The following is a 17,444-nucleotide window of genomic DNA, read 5'->3' as shown; positions in this document are numbered from 1 at the left end:
CAATGGCAGAAAAAATCAGTACGCAAGCGGTTACTAATCTTATTATTAACAAGATGAATACAGCCGCCTATTTTGAGGAGAAAGACGCGGGGCGACTGAAAGACAATGAAGTGTATATTGTAGAGCCGGACAAACAAGGGGAAAGCGTTGATGCATTTTATCAGTGGTTAAAAGAGCGCAATTATGACATGGATAACTTCCGAGGCTTGGAAACGATTTTTCCGGTTATTACGTTACAGGCGGTTGACGTTGAAACAATAGAAGAAGGTGACACCGAGCTAGTAGGGACGGCGCCTCCTAACGTAAAAATTATGTACGGAGGAAAAACGACTGTGTCGGATAACGACGGCAATTGGATTCTAACCGGACTTGCCAGCTTAAAACAAGGCGAAATTACCATTCAATGGATTGATTACGCTGGGAGAACAAATAGCGCTAAGGTTGAACTTACAGTATGCTGTGTTCCCAAAGGAACAGAGGCCATTACCAAAGAAGTTGTGGCGCAATACAATCTTAACCGATCCGGATTGCTTAAGTTTCCTAAGAGCGTAAAAATAATAAAAGATTCGGCATTTAGTCAGTGTTCTAGGTTAAGTGAGGTTTCCTTTCCAGCGTGCACTACTGTCGAAGAGGCAGCGTTTTATCATTGTTCATCACTTACGAGCATATCTATGCCGCAATGTACAAGTATTGGCACTGGTTCTTTTTCCGGGTGCGGCAGCTTAGAAACGATTATTCTGTCGGAGAAATGGAAACCGACTGATAATGCGGTTATTACCAAAAGGGCAACCGTTTACAACCCAGATAAAACGAAAAAAGTCAACTGGAACACCATGTCGTGGGTCAATGTGTAATTTATCAGCACCTTTTGAGGGTGCTTTTTTAATGGGGCGAATTATGTTGAAAGAAATAAACGAAATTATTCATGGCGTGGCGGAGGCAATGACGCGGCTTGCCGACGCTTGGTGGGTGAAGTCGGCTTTTTCCGCTATTGGTGGCGCGGCCGTCTGCTTAATACAGATTAAACACATTCAAGTCTTGGGCGTGTTTATTTTGTTGGTACTGATTGACCTTACTACCAAGTGGAGCGCTATTACGTATCAGATGCTCATCGAGAAAGGCGCAAAGCCGGAAAACATATCCGGAGCGGACAAGTGGCTGGCAATCCCTGTTGCGTTTGCTGAAAAGCGAATCACGTCGCGTTTTTGTCGAAAGGGCTTTATTTACAAAGTCATAACCTACACAATAGCAACGGCGGCGGGCTTCTGTTGGGACTTTATGACCGGAGCAGGGTTCGCCGTTAATCTCGTGTGGTTGTATCTCGGCGCATCTGAATTTTTATCCATTTTGGAAAACATGCGCGACGGCGGCAATGTGGCAATGGGTCATTTTCTTGACTTGGTCAAGGATAAAATCGAGAAAAGAGTAAAATTATGATTATTGAAAAAATTCTCGACTTGTCCGCCTTTGATCCGCATATCATGCGCGGGCGCGGTTACGTGGATAAAATTACTCTACATTGGACGGCCGGAACGTATTACGATGTGGACCACTCCGCCTATCATGTTGTGATTGACGGGTCGGGGCAGATTTACATTACTTGTAATTTTGACGAACGCGGCGCGCATACTTGGCGGCGCAATACCGGCAATTTAGGTATTGCAATAGCTTGTTGTTACGGTTTGGGCGACGTATGGGCAGACGGGACTGTAACGAATTGGGGCGACTATCCACCGACGGACAAACAAGTGGAGGCAATGGCGCGTGTAGTTGCGTATTTAGCCGTTGGCTTAGGCGTGCAAACGGCGGACATACACGACCACCATTATTGGGCGGAGGTTGACGGGTACGGAAGCGAACGCGTTGACATGATGTCACTACCACAAGAGGCGGGAAAAAGCGGCAGGGACATAATCGTCGGAAAAGCGGTATGGTACGCGCAACAATGGGGCGTATTGTTAAAGTAACGCATGTATTTATACCTAAAAACAAAAACAGCGCCGATTTGGGCGGTTTTTCGTTGATTTGGATATAAATACGACGGTTGTGGCGGTTGTGGTGGCTTGTTTATATCCTGATCTATATATAGTATGTGAAATTTATTCACGTACTACATGAAGGGGTGAGAACGATTGCAAAGAAAAAGATTGTTATATATTTACTTGCCGCTTTTGTTGGCGGCTTTTTTATTTGGTGGATTTTCGGTGAAAGCGGCGCCGGTGACATTGACGGCGGAGGAATGGCAGACACTAACATCAGAATTGAGCGCGCTCGAGATGAGAACGAACGAGCGGCAACAATTAATAAACGAATTGAAAGCAGCGTCGGGCGGCTTGAACAAGAGCAACAACAACTTGAAAGCGGAGTTGGAACGGTTGAAGATGTTGCAGATCGAGCAGCGGCGGTCCTTGATGCAGACAGAAACAGCATTGAAAGAATCAGAGCAGTCGTTAATTCAGTGGAAAAAAGAAGAGCTGAAAAAGCGAACGAGCCTTGAGTATAAAAAGCGGGCGTGGCAGATTATTGCCGTAGCCGCGGTAATTGCGGCGGCGGTTAAATAAGCCGTTACTCGAAAGTTACTTGAAAGCTACTCGAAAGTTACTTGAAAGCGCATAAAGAAAACAAGCCATGACACATTTGTATCATGGCTTGTCTCGGTCTGGTTTGTAACGTACACGCCCCAGCTCCATCGGTAGCCAGAGTACCAGAATATATAAGTGTTGTCAAATACAAGCAGGCGGTAAAGTAGAGCTTGATTTAGAGATGTGCAAAATCAAAAAGGAGCAGGATTTTTACCTGCTCCGCTTTTTTATTTGAAATAATTTTCCCCCAATTTTCCCCCACAAGAAAGATCCATACGCAACAAACGCCTATTTGTGGTTTTTTTTTAATCTGTTCTTCTTATCGAGATCATAGGGGATCACGGCGCTGCAACCGACGCAGCGAATGCGTCCGCGTCGACGTTCTACCTGGCTTTGAAACAGGGTTAGCTCTTTTTTGCAATACGGGCAAATAATGATCATGGCAAGTTCCTCGTTTTTGTTTTTAGTATACGCAAGCGCCGTCAAAACGGCAAGCCGCTTTGACATTACGCGGGCGCGAGACTACAATAAATAGTATTATGAATGTGAATATGAAATAAAGGATGATGATTATGTTTTCCTACCCCGTACGGGTACGTTTTTATCACACGGACGGCATGCAGGTCACACACCATGCCAATTATATTTTGTGGTTTGAAGCCGCGCGTGTGGAATTTTTTCGTCAGGCGGGCATTCCGCTCGGCGACATGATGCGTGATGAAATCGTTTTTCCGATTTTACATGTGGAAGTCGATTACCACCATTCATCGTATTATGATGATGAGCTTGAAGTTCATGCGAAACTCATCAAGCTGACGCGGGCGCAAATTGTCTTCGCGTATGAAATCGTGCGTCCGAAAGACGGCACGTTGATCGTCACGGGCAAGACGAAAGGCACCTTTACGTCGGTACAAACCGGCAAAATTTTGCGCCTGCCGATGAAATACTATGATCGTTTGCGGGCGATGATGGAACCGGGAGATTCCGAATGATCGGCGTTATCGACTCCGGCGTGGGCGGCCTTTCCGTATTGAAAGAGCTGCGTCAGGCGATGCCGCAGGCGGATTTTTTCTACTTGGGCGATACCGCGCGCAATCCCTACGGTACACGATCGCCGGAGGAAATTAAAAAGTACTCTCTGCAGTTGGGGAAATGGTTGTTGGCGCATGAAGTGACGGGACTGGTGGTAGCTTGCAATACGATTACGGTACAGGCGCTGGATTTGCTGCGACACGAGCTGCCCATACCGGTGATCGGCATGCAGACGGACGTGGCGTTGTTACCTACGGAAAAACGCGTGGCTGTGTTGGCGACGCCGGCGACGATCGCCAAGGGAACGTACCAACAATCGTTAGCCGAACGTTATCCGGCGGTGGATGTGGTGACGCACGCCTGTCCCGGCTTGGCCTCGGCCATTGAACACTATCGCCGTGAAGAGATCGAACAGCTGCTGGAAGAATGCCGTTCGTTGCTTTCTGAATGTGACGCGGCGATTCTCGGCTGCACGCATTATCCGCTGGTCCTAAACGATTGGCAGAAACTTTCGCCGGCGTGCCGATTCATTGACCCGGCGCAGGCGACAGCGAAAGCGGCTCGTCACGCGTTGGGCGAGCAGTCGCAAGGTGACGGTCGAACGGAGTATACATTTACGCAGGAAGGCTGTGCGGCCATGTGGGTTTTCCGCTTATTCGGACCGAACGCCACGGCCCGTCAAGTGACGATCGAGGAGTGAAGCAAAAATGTGGGGCTATTATTTATTAAATGTAATTATTGCCGTTCTTGTTATTATCGCCGTCGTGCAGCTGCTGGCGGCGCTGCATGCGGCGCGGCAGGGCGATGCGAAGTGGAAGGTGTTCTTCCCCGGCGCGCGTCGCGGTGAACGCAAAGGCTATCGTCGCGCCGTTCCGCAGCCGCCGCTGGTCGTTACGAAGGTGACGCCGACGGAAGTGACGTTTACGATCGAAGCGGCATTGCGCAATATCGGTCGTCAACAGGGGACCGTGATGGATTGCTTTCCGCGCGCCTACTTGCCGCGAGAACAGTATCCGTCATTACGCGTCGACGCCTGCTTATCGCGAGCGGATGAACCTCGCGATGATGGATATTGGGAAGCGTACCTTGTGCCGCGTAAAAAAGACGCTCTCTTGACCATTGTCGTTACTTTACGTTCATTGGAGGGTCCGATCGCTACCGCCATCGGTGATCTTGGAGAATTTCCGATCGATGTACTTTACTACGTGTACGGACGCAGCGATGCCCGTTATGAACGCACCCGCTTCCTTGTTTCCGGCACGCATTTGCGCCAGGCGCTGTTGCAGGAGAAAGGGGTACGCTGATGAACGAACAGATGAAACTCATCCCGATCCCGACGCGTATTTTGACGGCGGCGGACGACATTGTCGATGCCGTATATGAGTACGGACATTTTTTGATCGGGCCGCATGATGTGGTGTGCGTGGCGGAAAGCGTAGTCGCGATCACGCAGGGCCGCTATGTACGTCCGGAAGATTTGAAAGTTTCCTGGCAGGCGCGACTGATGAATCGCTTTGTGCCGGCGGAAGGTTCGATGTCGACGATTTACGGTATGCAGGCCGCGATGAACGCGGAAGGCGAATGGCGCATGCTTTTTTGGTTCATCGTCGGCTTTATCGCGAAACTGTTCGGCAAACGCGGCGTATGGTATGCGCACTGCCGGCAGGCGTCCCTGGTTGACGATGTCACGGGAACGATGCCTCCGTTTGACAAATGCATCGTGTACGGTCCGGATGAAACGGATGAGGTTTGCGATGAAATCGCTGACCGCCTCGGTTGCCACGGCGCCGTGATTGCGGATGTGAATGATTTGAAAAGAAGCGCGGTACTGGGCACGAGCAAAGGCATCGACGCGCAGGAAATCGCGCAACTTTTGATTGATAATCCGTTCGGCAACGCCAGCCAAAAAACACCGATTGTCGTCATTCAAAACTACTCCGGCGGCAAAGCACGTCCGACACTTCCGCAAGATTCGTTCACCGATACATTACCGCCGCCATTGCCGCCGCTTGACAAATCACAGAAATAGACGTACAATACTGACAATATCAAAAGATTTCAATGACCACGAAAAGGACATGACCGTCATTGCCAGGTAACTCAAGAGAAGAGCGTCACGGCTGCAAGCGCTCGTTACCACAGTGATTGTTACCGCCTTGGAGTCGCCGTTCGGAAATGAACGGCCGGGCTGACCCGTTATCACGATCGAGAGAATCCGTACGGATTAACTTGGGTGGAACCGCGAATTAACTTTCGTCCCATTAGGGGCGAAAGTTTTTTTATTGCAAAAGGAGCAGATACTATGGCAAAAATCCATTTGGCGGACGGCAGCGTGCGCGAGGTAGCAAACGAAAGCAGCTGGCTGGATGTCGCGAAAGCGATCAGCAACAGCATGGCGAAAAAAATGGTTGTCGCGAAAGTCGACGGTGAGTTGACGGACTTATCGCGTCCGGTCGTCGACGGCGCGCACGTCGAATTTTTTGACGGTGCGAGCCCCGAAGGCCTGCACGCGATCCGTCATACGGCGGCGCATATTATGGCGCAGGCGATTTTGCGCCTGTGGCCGGATACGAAACTCGCGATCGGACCGGCGATCGATAACGGCTTTTACTACGACATGGACACCGAGCATGTGTTCTCGCCGGAAGATTTCCCCGCGATCGAAAAAGAAATGAAAAAGATCGTGAAAGAAAACCACAAACTCGTGCGTGAAGTGATGAAACGCGACGCGGCGATGGAACATTTCAAAGCCGAGGGAGAAATTTATAAAGAAGAACTGATCCGCGATCTGCCGGCGAACGAAACCATTACCTTCTACACGCAGGGCGAATTTACCGACCTTTGCGCGGGCCCGCACGTCGTTTCGACCGGCAAGGTCAAAGCGTTCAAACTGATGAGCGTCGCGGGCGCCTACTGGCGCGGCGATGAAAAAAATAAAATGCTGCAGCGTGTCTACGGTACCGCCTTCGGCAGCCAGGAAGAATTGGATCACTACCTGTTCGTGTTGGCGGAAGCGGAACGCCGTGATCATCGTAAATTGGGCAAAGAACTTGATTTGTTCAGCTTCCAGCCGGAAGGCCCGGGCTTCCCGTTTTTCCATCCGAAAGGAATGGTTTTGCGCAACGAGCTGCTGGCCTTTTGGCGGGAGCTGCATCACGAATACGGCTACGATGAAATTTCCACTCCGGTGATTTTGAATCGCGATCTGTGGGTGCGCTCCGGTCACTGGGATCATTACCGTGACAACATGTACTTCACGCAGATTGATGAAGAAGATTACGCGATCAAACCGATGAACTGCCCGGGCGGTATCCTGTACTACAAGGATTCGCCGAAGAGCTACCGCGATTTCCCGTTGCGGGTCGCCGAGCTCGGCTTGGTTCATCGTCATGAAATGAGCGGCGCGTTGCACGGTCTGTTCCGCGTTCGCTGCTTCACGCAGGACGATGCGCATTTGTTCATTTTGCCGAGCCAGATGAAAGAAGAAGTACTGAAAGTCCTCGAACTTTTTGATCGGATTTACTCCGCTTTCGGTTTGGAATACCACGTGGAACTCTCCACGCGTCCGGAAGATTCGATGGGCGATGATGATCTGTGGGAGCTAGCGACGACCGTGTTGCATGATGCGATCGAATCCGCGGGCGTATCGTACAAGATCAACCCCGGCGACGGCGCGTTCTACGGACCGAAACTGGACTTCCACATTCAAGATTCGCTCGGACGTACCTGGCAGTGCGGCACGATCCAGTTAGATATGCAGATGCCGGAACGTTTTGACATGACCTATATCGGCGAAGATGGCGAAAAACATCGTCCGGTCATGATTCACCGCGCCGGTTTCGGAAGTATCGAACGCTTCATCGGCATTTTGATTGAACACTACGCCGGCAAATTCCCGGTTTGGCTCGCGCCGGTACAGGTGAAGGTCATTCCGGTCGCGGAGCGTCATCTGGAATACGCCAACGAAGTAGCTCGTCAACTCAATCAGGCGGGATTGCGGGCGCAGGCGGATGCACGCAACGAAAAACTCGGTTACAAAATCCGCGGCGCGCAACTGGAAAAAGTACCGTACATGTTGATCCTGGGCGATAAAGAAGTGGAAGCGCAGTCGATTTCGATCCGCAACCGCGCGGGCGAAGAAACCAACGATGTGGCGCTGCAAGATTTTATCGCGGACTTGCAGAAAGCGGTTCGCGAACGGCAAGGCTGAGGTCGCTTATGGGTACCCATGAATATTCCAGCAGTGACGTCGGTCGTGTGGCCATGAAGTTGGCGCTCACGTCTTCGCGCGCGGAAGAAAACACATTGCGTAAAGAATTTTCCGAGGCCGGGTTTAAAACGGCGGCGGTGGATTTCGGCGGCGTGTTTATCACGATTTTACCCAAACTGATTGAGCATACGGTGGTAGCCGCCCAGCGTACGGGTATTGTTTCCGATACCCACGTCGGTGAAGGAGCGGTCGTCGGCGCGGTCCAGTCGGCGGTCGAGGCGATTAAAATGAAAGCGCTCGGCCAAAATATCGGTGGTAAAATCGCCATTGCCCGCAAAGGCGATCATCTCGTTGTCGCTATTTACGGCACCGTCGGCGTGCTGCACTTTAACGAAGTGGTGGCGGGCATCGGGCATCGCGCCGTGTATGACAATATCTGAAAATAAAAAAAGACATGCATCCGCATGTCTTTTTTTGATCGTATCCGCGTCGTAAATTCACATTGTGCACCTTTATTTTTGCCGATTCACGGGCGATGATCGGTATTTAAGTATGATATAATAAATAAATGAGATATTATCTTCCGTAACACCACCAATCGATGGGGAGGAATGGCATGAACGTACTTTTTTGGGATATTGACCAGACGCTTGTGTATACCGGCCATGCCGGCTTTCTTGCGATTGAGCATACGTTGACGGAAATGATGGGACCGGATGCGACGTTACCGCGATTTGATGCGGGGGGACGCACGGATAATTTTATCTGTCGTGAAATTTTGCGGCACGCGCTGCAAAAAGAACCGACGCTTGACGACGTACATCAATTCAGCCGTCAATACGAAGAAACGCTGCTCTACTATATGCAGGAAACGAAAGGAAAAACTCTGCCGTATGTCAAAGAATTGCTGGCGTATTTCAGCGGCATGCCCAATTATGATCAGTTGCTCTTGACGGGCAACAGTCGTCGCGGCGCGGAACTCAAGCTCACCCATTACGGTTTGGCGAGCTATTTCGATTTCGATCACAGCGGCTTCGCCGGCGATGATTTCAATCGTATTGATGTCGCGCGGCGCGCCGGCGCGTTGGCGCGGTCCAAGTGGGGCGCGGAACTGGAAAAAATATTTATCATCGGTGACACGGAGCACGATATTCAATGCGGCAAAAAAATCGGCGCGTATACGATTGCGGTTGCTACCGGTTCACGCAGTTTGGAAAAACTGCAAGGGTATGAGCCGTGGCGGGCGTTGCCGGAATTAATCCCGGCGGATGCATTTCAACAACTGTTAGATGAAGCGGATACGGAAGAGCCGCCTATGCACCCGGCAGCGGGAAAAGGAGAATAGCATGAATCAAAATGGGGAACCGGAAATGACGGAAGAACGTCGCGGGACGACGGCCAATCCCGTTTTTCCCAAACAGATATTATCGGTGGTAGGTGATCCTATTTATGAAGATGAGTCGGACAATTCGGGCAGTCGTTGGCCGGTGCTCGGCGTCGCTTTTTTGGTGGCGGTATTTTTCATCTGGGATCTGGGGCGCATGATGGATCATTATCAGGCGACGCAAAGTTTCTGGGGGAGCATCGATTACGCGAGCATTATTTTCGTGTTGTTCGCGATCTACTATTTGCTGGGGCAGGCGCTTACCAGTTACCATTTGCGTTTGACCGATACGGCGCTGATTTGTGAATATCGCACCTGGTTTCGCACGCATCGCACGGAAATTCCGTACGACTGTCTTTACGGGGTACATACGCACAAAGCGCGGGTCGCGAATAACGTGAAGTTCCGCTACAAATGGCGTTGGTATTCGCTTTTGGATTCCCGCCCGTTGTACGCTCTATTCTGTAAAATTCCGCGGCCGGGTAAAAAACCGCAATTCGGTCGCGCGTTGTTCAAAGCGGAACCGCAATTTTTGCTCGGCTTGAATGAATACTTGCCGGGGCGGGTGGGGATCACCGAAGAGGAAACCACCTACCATGTGCTTTTGGACGAAAGCAAACGTATGGATGAAGTCGAGCGTTTGAAAGCCGCAAGAAAGCAGGCGAAGTGATGCGTTGGAGCGGTACTCGCGGCATCTTAATGCTGCTTTTGTTCCTTTTTGTCGGAGCGCTTTTGGGCGGGATTTTGGCGGATCTTCTGGGGTCGGTCTCCTTCTCCGGCATCATGCCGTACTTAGTTCGGCAGTATACCTTGCTTGATCTGCAAAATATTCATTTAAATCTCTTGATACTTGAAATTGATTTCGGCATTCGATTTGCGCCGAACTTATTAAGCGTAATCGGCATGATTATTGCCGTATGGGTATTTCGGAGGATCTGATGTGGATTTTGGCATCGGCATCACCGCGCCGTAAACAGCTGCTGACAAAAGCGGGCGCTCATTTTACCGTGATTACGCCGGAGTACCGGGAACGCAACCAAAGCGAGCATGCCCCGGCGGCCTTGGTGCAAGAACAGGCGCTTGGCAAAGCGCGCGCCGGCGCGGCGATCTCTCACATGCCGCAGTTGGCGGTGTTGGGCGCGGATACGCTGGTGGTTTGCGATGATGCGGTGTTCGGCAAGCCGCGCGATCGGGAGATGGCGAAGGCTATGCTTACCTCGCTCGGCGGTCGGACACACTATGTCGTTACGGGACTGGCGTTGCTTCTTCCGTCGGGCGAGGCGATCACGCGGTCGGTGACCACTGAGGTCAAAATGGAGCCTTGGCCGCAAGCGTTGCTGGAAACGTATTTGGCCGGCATCGAATGGACGGATAAGGCCGGCGCTTACGCCATCCAGGGAACGGCGGCATTGATGATCTCCGCCATCGCCGGAAGTTACACCAATGTGGTCGGTTTGCCCTTGCATGCGACGTATCGGCTGCTCACGGAAAACGGAGTGGAATGGTAATGGCACGCATTTGCGATTTGACAGAGGCGGAGCGGCCGCGCGAGAAACTTTTGACGCAGGGGCCGGAACAACTGACCGAAGTGGAGCTGATCGCTTTGATCTTAAAAAGCGGGATTCCCGGTCAGTCGGTGATTGAGCTCGCGCGAGCGGTCGAAGACCAGTGGATCGGAGGCGATCCGTCGCGCTACGGCTCACTCCATTGGCGAGACCTGCTGACGGTCAAAGGCATCGGCGTCAGTAAAGCGGCGACCCTCTGCGCGGCGATTGAATTGGGGAAACGTCTGGCGCAACGTAAACCGCAAACGCGCAGCGATTTTTCCGATCCGGAGGCGGTCGCGCGGTATTTTCTGCCGCAGTTGCGAGATTTGCCGCAGGAAGTGTTTTACTGTTGCTATCTGAACACGAAAAACGGTTTGCTCGCCGCGGTGGAACAATCGCGTGGCAGTTTGGATCAAAGCGTCGCCGATGTGCGACTGGCGATGAAAGATGCGATCCGTTGGAACGCGGCGGCAATGATCCTGGTGCATAACCATCCGAGCGGTGATCCGACTCCTTCCGGGGCGGATATCACATTAACCGAGCGGTTTAACGCCGCCGGTGAAGTCTTAAATATACCGGTGCTCGATCATGTGGTCATCGGTGCGGGAACATTTGTAAGCTTGCGTCGGGAACATTTATTCCGGCCTTCTGTGTGACCATTGTCGGGGAAAGCAATGGGAAAGGAGCACGCGCATGGATATCGAATATTTTCGCAATTTTATTATGATGGTCGACTCGCAGACATTGACCGAGGCGGCGAAGCGACTGAACATGGTACAGCCTGCGTTAAGCGCGCAATTGAAGCAAATTGAGACGAATTACAAAGCGGATTTGATCATCACGCACCGCGGCGGTCGACGCATCGAACTCACCGAAGCGGGGCAACTTTTCTATCGCCGCGCCAAAGACATTGTCCGTTTGGCGGACGAACTCAAGCATGAGGTGCAAGGTGTGGCGCAGGGCGAGGAAGGTACTTTGCGCATCTCGATTACGCCGGGCGCGGTCAACGGCTTTATCGACACCTATTTGCAGCCCTTTACGAAAGAGAATCCGCAGTTTCGTTCCATTTTTTCCGAGGGCAATGTGGATCAGCAGGCGGAAGCGCTGTTAAACGGAGTATCCGACATCGGTGTTATGAACGAGCCGATTCCGCGCGGGTATTTATTTGAGTTGCTCACCATTCGCTACCGGTCGCTTTCCGCCGTGATGAGTAATCAGCAGCAATGGCTCAAAAAACCGTTGCAGCCTTTGACCATTGAGGATCTCGCCGGGGTTCCGCTTTGCGTGACGCGCAGTCTGGCGCCCCGTCTGGAAAGCTTTTTCCGGGAACGCGGTTTGCATCAGGACATTCGTGCTGTCTGCAGTACGAATCTGTTTGCGATGCATTGGGCGCGGCGCAACATGGGGATCGCGGTGATTATGGGCGAACCGGATGAGGATACGGGCATCGGTCTTACCACCATGCCGATTGCGACGGAAGAGATCATGGGTGCGGAACATATCTATACGGTCAAAGATCGCAAATTGACGACAATTGCGCAGAAGTTCTGCGATTTTATTCGCGAGCGAAATTAGACCTTGTTTGACGCTCCCATAGGACAAGCATATAATAGAGTTAGATTATTATCACTTAATAGTATTTTTAAAGGAGAATTCCATGAAGAACTTTACTTATCACGTTCCGACAAAGGTTGTTTTCGGATCGGATCGTGAGCGTGAAGTCGGTCAGCTGTTGCGCAAAGAAGGCGCACATAAGGTCTTGATTATTCATGGCCGACAATGTAGCCAATGCCACGGCCTATTGGAGCGCGTGCAGGTATCGTTGGATGAAGCGGGCATTTTATACAACGATATCGGCGGAGTATACCCGCCGCCGATACGCCGTAAAGCGAATGAGGGGATTGCTCTCGGTCGGATTGAAGATGTGGATTTTATACTTGCTCTGGGCGGTCCTGCGGTCGTCAATCTTGCGAAAGTCATTGCGATCGGTATCGTCAACGACGGCGATATCTGGGATTATTTTACCCGCGAACGCGTCGCCGAAGAGGTTTTGCCGGTAGGCGTTATTTCTACCACCATGGCGGGTTCCGGCGAAATGAGTGCGGTAACTCATTTGACCAATAAGGTGCAGCGCGTCAGCCGCATTATCAATGTGGTCGGCGCACGGCCGCGCTTTGCGATCATGAATCCGATGCTGACGTATCCGCTTTCCAAAGCGGAACTGTACAGCGGCATTTCCGAAATTATGATTATGACGATGGAACACTACTTTACGCACAATTCGACGATGGAACTGACGGATAATATCTGCGAAGCGCTGCTGCGCGTATTGATTCGCAACTCGCAGACCATCCTGACGGAAATGAATAATTATGACGCCAGAGCCAATGTCATGTGGGCGAGCGCGCTGGCGCATAACGACTTGACCGGTTCCGGCAACGGCGAGGCGGATATTACCGTTCATGAATTGCAAAAGGAATTGCTGGGTTTGTACAATATTTCTTCGGGCGTCGGCATGGCGGCCGTTTGGTGCGCATGGGCGAGATACGTTTACACTGCCGATGTGCATCGTTTCTATCGGTACGGCAGAACCGTCTGGAACATTGAACGCGATTTCGGCACGCAGGAAGAAATCGCGCTGGAAGGAATTCGTTTTACGGAAGAATTCTTTGCCCAAATCGATATGCTCGGTCCGGTCGCTTCGCAGGAAGTTCGAGATATCGAATTCAATTTGGAAGAGCTGACCGATCGCGCGATGGCGGGTCGTCCGCAGCTCGGCAGCTTTAAGGTCTTGACGCGTGACGAAGTGCAGCGCATTTACGCGGATGCCGTCGAATATCTGAAAAACTATCAGCCGGTGTCGTCATCGACGCCGACTGCATCGCCCATGACAGAGCAGGAGTAAATACGCTGCTTTGCCAACCTCGGCGTAGTCATTAAATAAAAAAGACGTCCGTACGGACGTCTTTTTTTAGTATTTGTTTTACTTTGAAAGCTTAGCTTTAGCCGCAGCGTCTTTTTTGATTTTTTCAATGACGGCGGCGCCGCGTTCCGAATGCAGGTAGTCCAACGTGGTTTGCGGAACCATCGTCGCGACCGTTTCCCAATCATCGTTGGCAAGTGCGGCACGCACCTTAGAGGCGCTGACGATAGTACCCGATTTTTGGATACGGGGAATGATCTTGAAATCCATATCATTCATCGGCAAGACTTTACCGAGCGCCGAATTATACGCGCTGGTTGTGTTGTCGGTCGGTTCTTCACCGACGAAACGAACGGTGATGCCGAGCGCCGGCGCGATCTGCTCCGCGAACACGGTCGCGTCGAGTTTCGTCTGCGCATCGAGCGCCTCTGTGCCTTTGATAAAGTAGGTCGGGAATGTGGCGTTCGAAATGATATAATCACCGCCTGAAACTACTTTGACATTGCCGAGATCGGCGGTTCCTTTGCGAATCAATTCTAAACGATCCGCAAACGGGAAGAGCGAACGGTCTTCTTGCACGGCGAATAATACGACATCATCACACTGTTGGGATGTGTACTCGATCAAAGCGCGGTGGCCTTTGGTAAACGGGTTACAGTTCATGACAATGGACCCGCGCACCGGACCGGCCGGTTCACCGACGATTTTTTTCGTTTTTTCTAAAAATTCCGCCAGTGTATCATCGCCGTACTCCAGCAGCGCGGCATACGGCTCCGCTTTCGCGACGCAGGTAAAGCCGGAGTGTTCGAAAACCGGTACTTTTTCCGGTTTCGTAAAGATCTGGTAGCTGGTGATCCCGCGCCGTTTCGCTTCCGCCATCAGATGGTCGAGAATGCGGTGCGTCAGACCTTTTCCCTGGTACTCCGGATCAATGGCGATATTGCGTAAAACACGCCCGCTCAGCGAGCCGGTCGCGATCAGGCGATCATCGTCAAAGATCCCCATGGAATAGTCGATATTCCCCGAAAAAGTCAATTCAAAACCGGCCAGAAAATCCATCAGGCGCTGGTGCATGGCAGCGTCTTGTAAGTTGATTTCACGTTCTGTATACATAAACGGTCTCCTTTGCATAAGTTTACCTTATTATACCAAATTCACAGCGTTTGGGGCATGCGCGGCTTTCCCGCGACATGGGAGGAGTAAGAAAGCAAAAAGGTCCCAAGCGAACCGGGGCCCTTTGTTTTTTTATTTACGATGCGACCGACGCTCTCACCGGTCCGCGCGCGTAGTGGGCGCGCGCATTTTCCCGAATGCCCGGCCCGTTCGTGTCGATGTCGCCTGCTCAGGCATCGTCATGACGAACGACGACGCCTTCCTGATGCGCATCATCTTCGCTTTCCTCATGGCGGACATCATCATGGCGAACGATCGTTTCCGGCGGGTCGTTGCGGACCACGCCGTCAAAATACGCGTCGTCTTCGCGCGTCGCGCGTTCCGAACGAGCCTTCTCGGCAGAGGTCACCGGCGCGATATCGTGATCATGGTGTTCACAATGCATGCTGATCCTTTCGGGCGGAATCGTTCCGCCGCTATATGGAAAAAGTTATATTTTTACTTTTCGCCGTGCAAAATCGCGGCGATTTCCTTACAACCGGCGCCGTTGTCACGCGCTTTTTTCGCGCGCTCCACCCGTTCCGCGTATTCGCGGTGCGCCTCGTCATTCGGCACGGGATCATCCCATTTGCGGTTCATGATCGTTTGGAAAATCGCATGGCACTCATCCGTCGATTTTCCCGCCGCCTTGGCGGCCTCGACATGCCGCATCGCCGACTCATAGCGGGCGCGTTCATGCGGATCCATTTTGGTAACATCGTATTTACTGTGCGGACAACTCATAGCACTCCTCCTCTGCTACTTTATGATGTATTTGTATCCATTATAGCATGCGCACCGGAAAAACGCCGTTCCTCGCGCCTAAACAAGCGGCCAACTTCAGTGTCATTAAAATCGATTGGATTTTTCCGTGCTTGCATCAGAGCGTATAATGAAAGAAAAGGGGAATATTGCTTGAAGGAGGTCTATTATGCGTGAAATTTCCGTAACAGAACTGCAAGTCACCCCGCAAATGATCGGTAATGAGTGGTGGCTGGTGACCGCCGGCGATACGATGAAAGGCTACAATACGATGACCGCGAGCTGGGGACATGTCGGTGTCATTTGGCAGCGCCCGACGGCGATCGTGTATATCCGCCCGCAACGTTACACCAAAGAATTTATGGATCGCGCGGATCGGTACACGCTCTCTCTTTTCGGCAGCGACTATAAAAAAGAGATGGGTTACTTGGGTAGTCATTCGGGTCGCGATGGGGATAAAGTCGCCAAAGTCGGTCTTACTCCTGTGTTTGAAGAAGACTATACCTATTTTGCGGAAGCCGAGATCGTGATCGTTTGCCGCAAATTGTATCAGGCGCCGCTGCTTCCCGCCGGATTTATTGATACGAGGATCATTAACGAGCATTACCCCGACCGCGATTTCCATGAAATATACATCGGCGAAATAGAAAAAGTCCTTGTGAAGGAATAAGCGCTCGTGTAAAGCGCGGTAAAATGACGATTACATCACGGCGATGCGCGGGACGAAATAAAAAACGCCGCCGAATGTATCGGGGCGGCAATGCAATGCGTTTCGCTCATCAAGTTGTTGGTTTGCGGCTTTTGCGATTAGGAACATAGAAAAAGTTTCCATGTGCGTTCGGCTACGATGCCGGGGCCTATCATGGGCAACTCTTTTTTTACGCTCAGAATACATGCTTTTGTCGGGCGCTGCGATGATTCGGAAAATGATCGCGCTTGGCGTTGCACGGACACCGACGGGCATGAAAAAGGCCCGCGATATCGCGGGCCTTTTAATGTTATCCGTAATTCATTTACTTGGCATTATGTTGATCGAAAGTAAATGGCGGAGAGAGGGGGATTCGAACCCCCGGTACGGTTTGCGCCGTACACATGATTTCCAATCATGCACCTTCAACCACTCGGACACCTCTCCGCGTGCATGAATACTCTCCTAGTGTAGCGAATTTAGAGGCGATTGTCAATTTTATTCTGTATCGGAATACAAAAAAGTTATTTTGCTGTCGCGCGATCGCGCTTACTGCACGACACAAAAAAGCCACCCTTAGGGTGGCTTTTTAAAGTTAAATCGTACCGACTAAATCTTTACCCGGTTTCAAGGTTTCCGCACCTTTGTGCCAGCGCGCGGGGCAAACCTGGTCGCCGTGTTCGGCAACGAATTGCGCCGCTTCCACTTTGCGAACCAATTCATCCGCATTACGGCCGATGCCGTCCGCGTGAATTTCCAGGGCCTGGATGACGCCTTCGGGATCGATGACGAAGGAACCGCGTTGCGCGCTACCTTCCGCTTCGTTCATGACATCAAAGTAACGGGCTAATTGACCGGTCGGATCACCGATCATTTTGTATTGGACTTTCTGAATGCTCGGGGATTCTTTCGCCCAAGCCATGTGAACGAAATGCGTATCGGTCGAAACACTGTAAACTTCGCAGCCTAATTCCTGCAGTTTTTCATAGTGATCCGCCAAGTCAGCTAATTCTGTCGGGCATACAAACGTGAAATCGGCAGGGTAAAAGAAGAATACCGCCCATTTTCCCAAAACATCCTCATGGGTGAGTTGCTTTAATTCGCCCGCCTGATAATAATCTGCCTTGAACTCCGGCAGTTTTTTTCCGATCATGCTCATTGTTA

22 protein-coding genes, 1 tRNA gene and 1 other annotated feature are annotated in these 17,444 nt (G+C 51.4%); of the genes, 18 read left to right on the top strand and 5 right to left on the bottom strand.

Annotated features, from left to right (window positions below; translation table 11 throughout):
- Window positions 1–2: 2 nt before the first annotated feature.
- The 17 genes from HNR45_RS06430 to HNR45_RS06345 all read left to right on the top strand — a co-directional run bounded on the left by HNR45_RS06430 (window position 3) and on the right by HNR45_RS06345 (window position 13,660).
- Entirely contained in the window at window positions 3–854 is an 852-nt protein-coding gene (locus tag HNR45_RS06430; protein WP_159822520.1) for a leucine-rich repeat domain-containing protein, read from the top strand.
- Between the two features lie 31 nt (window positions 855–885).
- Window positions 886–1,437 (top strand): phage holin family protein, encoded by a 552-nt coding sequence (locus HNR45_RS06425; protein WP_235020595.1) that lies wholly within the window; start codon window positions 886–888, stop codon window positions 1,435–1,437.
- Window positions 1,434–1,967: a peptidoglycan recognition protein family protein gene (locus tag HNR45_RS06420; protein ID WP_159822518.1), complete on the top strand. Its 534-nt coding sequence runs from the start codon at window positions 1,434–1,436 to the stop codon at window positions 1,965–1,967. The genes HNR45_RS06425 and HNR45_RS06420 overlap by 4 nt, the downstream gene beginning before the upstream one ends.
- Window positions 1,968–2,132: 165 nt before the next feature.
- Window positions 2,133–2,561 (top strand): hypothetical protein, encoded by a 429-nt coding sequence (locus HNR45_RS06415; protein WP_159822516.1) that lies wholly within the window; start codon window positions 2,133–2,135, stop codon window positions 2,559–2,561.
- A 593-nt stretch (window positions 2,562–3,154) separates the two neighbouring features.
- A complete protein-coding gene (locus tag HNR45_RS06405) occupies window positions 3,155–3,574 on the top strand; it encodes an acyl-CoA thioesterase (RefSeq protein WP_024047919.1) in 420 nt (139 codons plus the stop codon).
- Window positions 3,571–4,314 carry a glutamate racemase gene (gene murI, locus HNR45_RS06400; RefSeq protein WP_159822512.1) on the top strand — a complete coding sequence of 248 codons (744 nt, stop codon included), beginning with the start codon at window positions 3,571–3,573 and terminating at the stop codon, window positions 4,312–4,314. The genes HNR45_RS06405 and murI overlap by 4 nt, the downstream gene beginning before the upstream one ends.
- A gap of 7 nt (window positions 4,315–4,321) precedes the next feature.
- Window positions 4,322–4,918 carry a hypothetical protein gene (locus HNR45_RS06395; protein WP_159822510.1) on the top strand — a complete coding sequence of 199 codons (597 nt, stop codon included), beginning with the start codon at window positions 4,322–4,324 and terminating at the stop codon, window positions 4,916–4,918.
- The gene (locus HNR45_RS06390; RefSeq protein ID WP_024048769.1) at window positions 4,918–5,643 is read left to right on the top strand and encodes a coenzyme F420-0:L-glutamate ligase; all 726 of its coding nucleotides are present in this window, start codon (window positions 4,918–4,920) and stop codon (window positions 5,641–5,643) included. The genes HNR45_RS06395 and HNR45_RS06390 overlap by 1 nt, the downstream gene beginning before the upstream one ends.
- Window positions 5,644–5,672: 29 nt before the next feature.
- Window positions 5,673–5,878: a binding site (T-box leader), on the top strand.
- A 38-nt stretch (window positions 5,879–5,916) separates the two neighbouring features.
- Entirely contained in the window at window positions 5,917–7,824 is a 1,908-nt protein-coding gene (thrS, locus tag HNR45_RS06385; protein WP_159822508.1) for a threonine--tRNA ligase, read from the top strand.
- An 8-nt stretch (window positions 7,825–7,832) separates the two neighbouring features.
- Window positions 7,833–8,264: a HutP family protein gene (locus tag HNR45_RS06380; protein WP_034436876.1), complete on the top strand. Its 432-nt coding sequence runs from the start codon at window positions 7,833–7,835 to the stop codon at window positions 8,262–8,264.
- Between the two features lie 176 nt (window positions 8,265–8,440).
- The gene (locus HNR45_RS06375) at window positions 8,441–9,169 is read left to right on the top strand and encodes an HAD family hydrolase (RefSeq protein ID WP_052098562.1); all 729 of its coding nucleotides are present in this window, start codon (window positions 8,441–8,443) and stop codon (window positions 9,167–9,169) included.
- Between the two features lies 1 nt (window position 9,170).
- Window positions 9,171–9,878 carry a hypothetical protein gene (locus HNR45_RS06370; RefSeq protein WP_159822506.1) on the top strand — a complete coding sequence of 236 codons (708 nt, stop codon included), beginning with the start codon at window positions 9,171–9,173 and terminating at the stop codon, window positions 9,876–9,878.
- A complete protein-coding gene (locus HNR45_RS06365; RefSeq protein WP_024048764.1) occupies window positions 9,878–10,147 on the top strand; it encodes a DUF4321 domain-containing protein in 270 nt (89 codons plus the stop codon). The genes HNR45_RS06370 and HNR45_RS06365 overlap by 1 nt, the downstream gene beginning before the upstream one ends.
- Window positions 10,147–10,716: a Maf family protein gene (locus HNR45_RS06360; RefSeq protein WP_159822504.1), complete on the top strand. Its 570-nt coding sequence runs from the start codon at window positions 10,147–10,149 to the stop codon at window positions 10,714–10,716. The genes HNR45_RS06365 and HNR45_RS06360 overlap by 1 nt, the downstream gene beginning before the upstream one ends.
- Window positions 10,716–11,411: a RadC family protein gene (radC, locus tag HNR45_RS06355; protein WP_159822502.1), complete on the top strand. Its 696-nt coding sequence runs from the start codon at window positions 10,716–10,718 to the stop codon at window positions 11,409–11,411. The genes HNR45_RS06360 and radC overlap by 1 nt, the downstream gene beginning before the upstream one ends.
- A 37-nt stretch (window positions 11,412–11,448) precedes the next feature.
- The gene (locus tag HNR45_RS06350) at window positions 11,449–12,330 is read left to right on the top strand and encodes a LysR family transcriptional regulator (protein ID WP_159822500.1); all 882 of its coding nucleotides are present in this window, start codon (window positions 11,449–11,451) and stop codon (window positions 12,328–12,330) included.
- Between the two features lie 82 nt (window positions 12,331–12,412).
- Window positions 12,413–13,660, top strand: a complete 1,248-nt coding sequence (locus HNR45_RS06345) for an iron-containing alcohol dehydrogenase (protein WP_159822498.1) — start codon at window positions 12,413–12,415, stop codon at window positions 13,658–13,660.
- A 78-nt stretch (window positions 13,661–13,738) separates the two neighbouring features.
- Here the strand turns inward: HNR45_RS06345 and citC are convergent, their stop codons facing one another.
- The 3 genes from citC to HNR45_RS06330 form a co-directional block, all read right to left on the bottom strand.
- Window positions 13,739–14,791: a [citrate (pro-3S)-lyase] ligase gene (citC, locus tag HNR45_RS06340; protein ID WP_159822496.1), complete on the bottom strand. Its 1,053-nt coding sequence runs from the start codon at window positions 14,789–14,791 to the stop codon at window positions 13,739–13,741.
- Window positions 14,792–15,020: 229 nt separating this feature from the next.
- Window positions 15,021–15,236: a hypothetical protein gene (locus HNR45_RS06335; RefSeq protein WP_024048758.1), complete on the bottom strand. Its 216-nt coding sequence runs from the start codon at window positions 15,234–15,236 to the stop codon at window positions 15,021–15,023.
- 53 nt (window positions 15,237–15,289) lie between these two features.
- Complete coding sequence (locus HNR45_RS06330) at window positions 15,290–15,574, bottom strand: hypothetical protein (RefSeq protein WP_024048757.1); 285 nt, start codon at window positions 15,572–15,574, stop codon at window positions 15,290–15,292.
- Window positions 15,575–15,761: 187 nt separating this feature from the next.
- Here HNR45_RS06330 and HNR45_RS06325 point away from each other — a divergent pair, with 187 nt between their 5' ends.
- Window positions 15,762–16,262, top strand: coding sequence for a flavin reductase family protein (locus HNR45_RS06325; RefSeq protein ID WP_024048756.1), 501 nt, complete (start codon window positions 15,762–15,764; stop codon window positions 16,260–16,262).
- 373 nt (window positions 16,263–16,635) lie between these two features.
- On the opposite strand, the gene HNR45_RS06315 is transcribed toward HNR45_RS06325, so the two are convergent.
- Window positions 16,636–16,727, bottom strand: a tRNA-Ser gene (locus HNR45_RS06315).
- Between the two features lie 148 nt (window positions 16,728–16,875).
- Window positions 16,876–17,439, bottom strand: a complete 564-nt coding sequence (gene ahpC, locus HNR45_RS06310) for an alkyl hydroperoxide reductase subunit C (protein ID WP_024048755.1) — start codon at window positions 17,437–17,439, stop codon at window positions 16,876–16,878.
- Window positions 17,440–17,444 lie beyond the last annotated feature (5 nt).

The organism is Negativicoccus succinicivorans, assembly GCF_014207605.1.
GTDB classification, from domain to species: Bacteria; Bacillota; Negativicutes; order Veillonellales; family Negativicoccaceae; genus Negativicoccus; species Negativicoccus succinicivorans.
Note: the sequence above shows the minus strand (reverse complement) of the source record. Positions and strands in the feature narration are given on the sequence as shown.

What these genes read in the sequence shown, in the direction of transcription:
- HNR45_RS06430 (WP_159822520.1), top strand. Translation starts at nt 3, where the DNA reads ATGGCAGAAAAAATCAGTACGCAAGCGGTTACTAATCTTATTATTAAC.
- HNR45_RS06425 (WP_235020595.1), top strand. Translation starts at nt 886, where the DNA reads ATGGGGCGAATTATGTTGAAAGAAATAAACGAAATTATTCATGGCGTG.
- HNR45_RS06420 (WP_159822518.1), top strand. Translation starts at nt 1,434, where the DNA reads ATGATTATTGAAAAAATTCTCGACTTGTCCGCCTTTGATCCGCATATC.
- HNR45_RS06405 (WP_024047919.1), top strand. Translation starts at nt 3,155, where the DNA reads ATGTTTTCCTACCCCGTACGGGTACGTTTTTATCACACGGACGGCATG.
- murI (WP_159822512.1), top strand. Translation starts at nt 3,571, where the DNA reads ATGATCGGCGTTATCGACTCCGGCGTGGGCGGCCTTTCCGTATTGAAA.
- HNR45_RS06395 (WP_159822510.1), top strand. Translation starts at nt 4,322, where the DNA reads ATGTGGGGCTATTATTTATTAAATGTAATTATTGCCGTTCTTGTTATT.
- HNR45_RS06390 (WP_024048769.1), top strand. Translation starts at nt 4,918, where the DNA reads ATGAACGAACAGATGAAACTCATCCCGATCCCGACGCGTATTTTGACG.
- thrS (WP_159822508.1), top strand. Translation starts at nt 5,917, where the DNA reads ATGGCAAAAATCCATTTGGCGGACGGCAGCGTGCGCGAGGTAGCAAAC.
- HNR45_RS06380 (WP_034436876.1), top strand. Translation starts at nt 7,833, where the DNA reads ATGGGTACCCATGAATATTCCAGCAGTGACGTCGGTCGTGTGGCCATG.
- HNR45_RS06375 (WP_052098562.1), top strand. Translation starts at nt 8,441, where the DNA reads ATGAACGTACTTTTTTGGGATATTGACCAGACGCTTGTGTATACCGGC.
- HNR45_RS06370 (WP_159822506.1), top strand. Translation starts at nt 9,171, where the DNA reads ATGAATCAAAATGGGGAACCGGAAATGACGGAAGAACGTCGCGGGACG.
- HNR45_RS06365 (WP_024048764.1), top strand. Translation starts at nt 9,878, where the DNA reads ATGCGTTGGAGCGGTACTCGCGGCATCTTAATGCTGCTTTTGTTCCTT.
- HNR45_RS06360 (WP_159822504.1), top strand. Translation starts at nt 10,147, where the DNA reads ATGTGGATTTTGGCATCGGCATCACCGCGCCGTAAACAGCTGCTGACA.
- radC (WP_159822502.1), top strand. Translation starts at nt 10,716, where the DNA reads ATGGCACGCATTTGCGATTTGACAGAGGCGGAGCGGCCGCGCGAGAAA.
- HNR45_RS06350 (WP_159822500.1), top strand. Translation starts at nt 11,449, where the DNA reads ATGGATATCGAATATTTTCGCAATTTTATTATGATGGTCGACTCGCAG.
- HNR45_RS06345 (WP_159822498.1), top strand. Translation starts at nt 12,413, where the DNA reads ATGAAGAACTTTACTTATCACGTTCCGACAAAGGTTGTTTTCGGATCG.
- citC (WP_159822496.1), bottom strand. Translation starts at nt 14,791, where the DNA reads ATGTATACAGAACGTGAAATCAACTTACAAGACGCTGCCATGCACCAG.
- HNR45_RS06335 (WP_024048758.1), bottom strand. Translation starts at nt 15,236, where the DNA reads ATGCATTGTGAACACCATGATCACGATATCGCGCCGGTGACCTCTGCC.
- HNR45_RS06330 (WP_024048757.1), bottom strand. Translation starts at nt 15,574, where the DNA reads ATGAGTTGTCCGCACAGTAAATACGATGTTACCAAAATGGATCCGCAT.
- HNR45_RS06325 (WP_024048756.1), top strand. Translation starts at nt 15,762, where the DNA reads ATGCGTGAAATTTCCGTAACAGAACTGCAAGTCACCCCGCAAATGATC.
- ahpC (WP_024048755.1), bottom strand. Translation starts at nt 17,439, where the DNA reads ATGAGCATGATCGGAAAAAAACTGCCGGAGTTCAAGGCAGATTATTAT.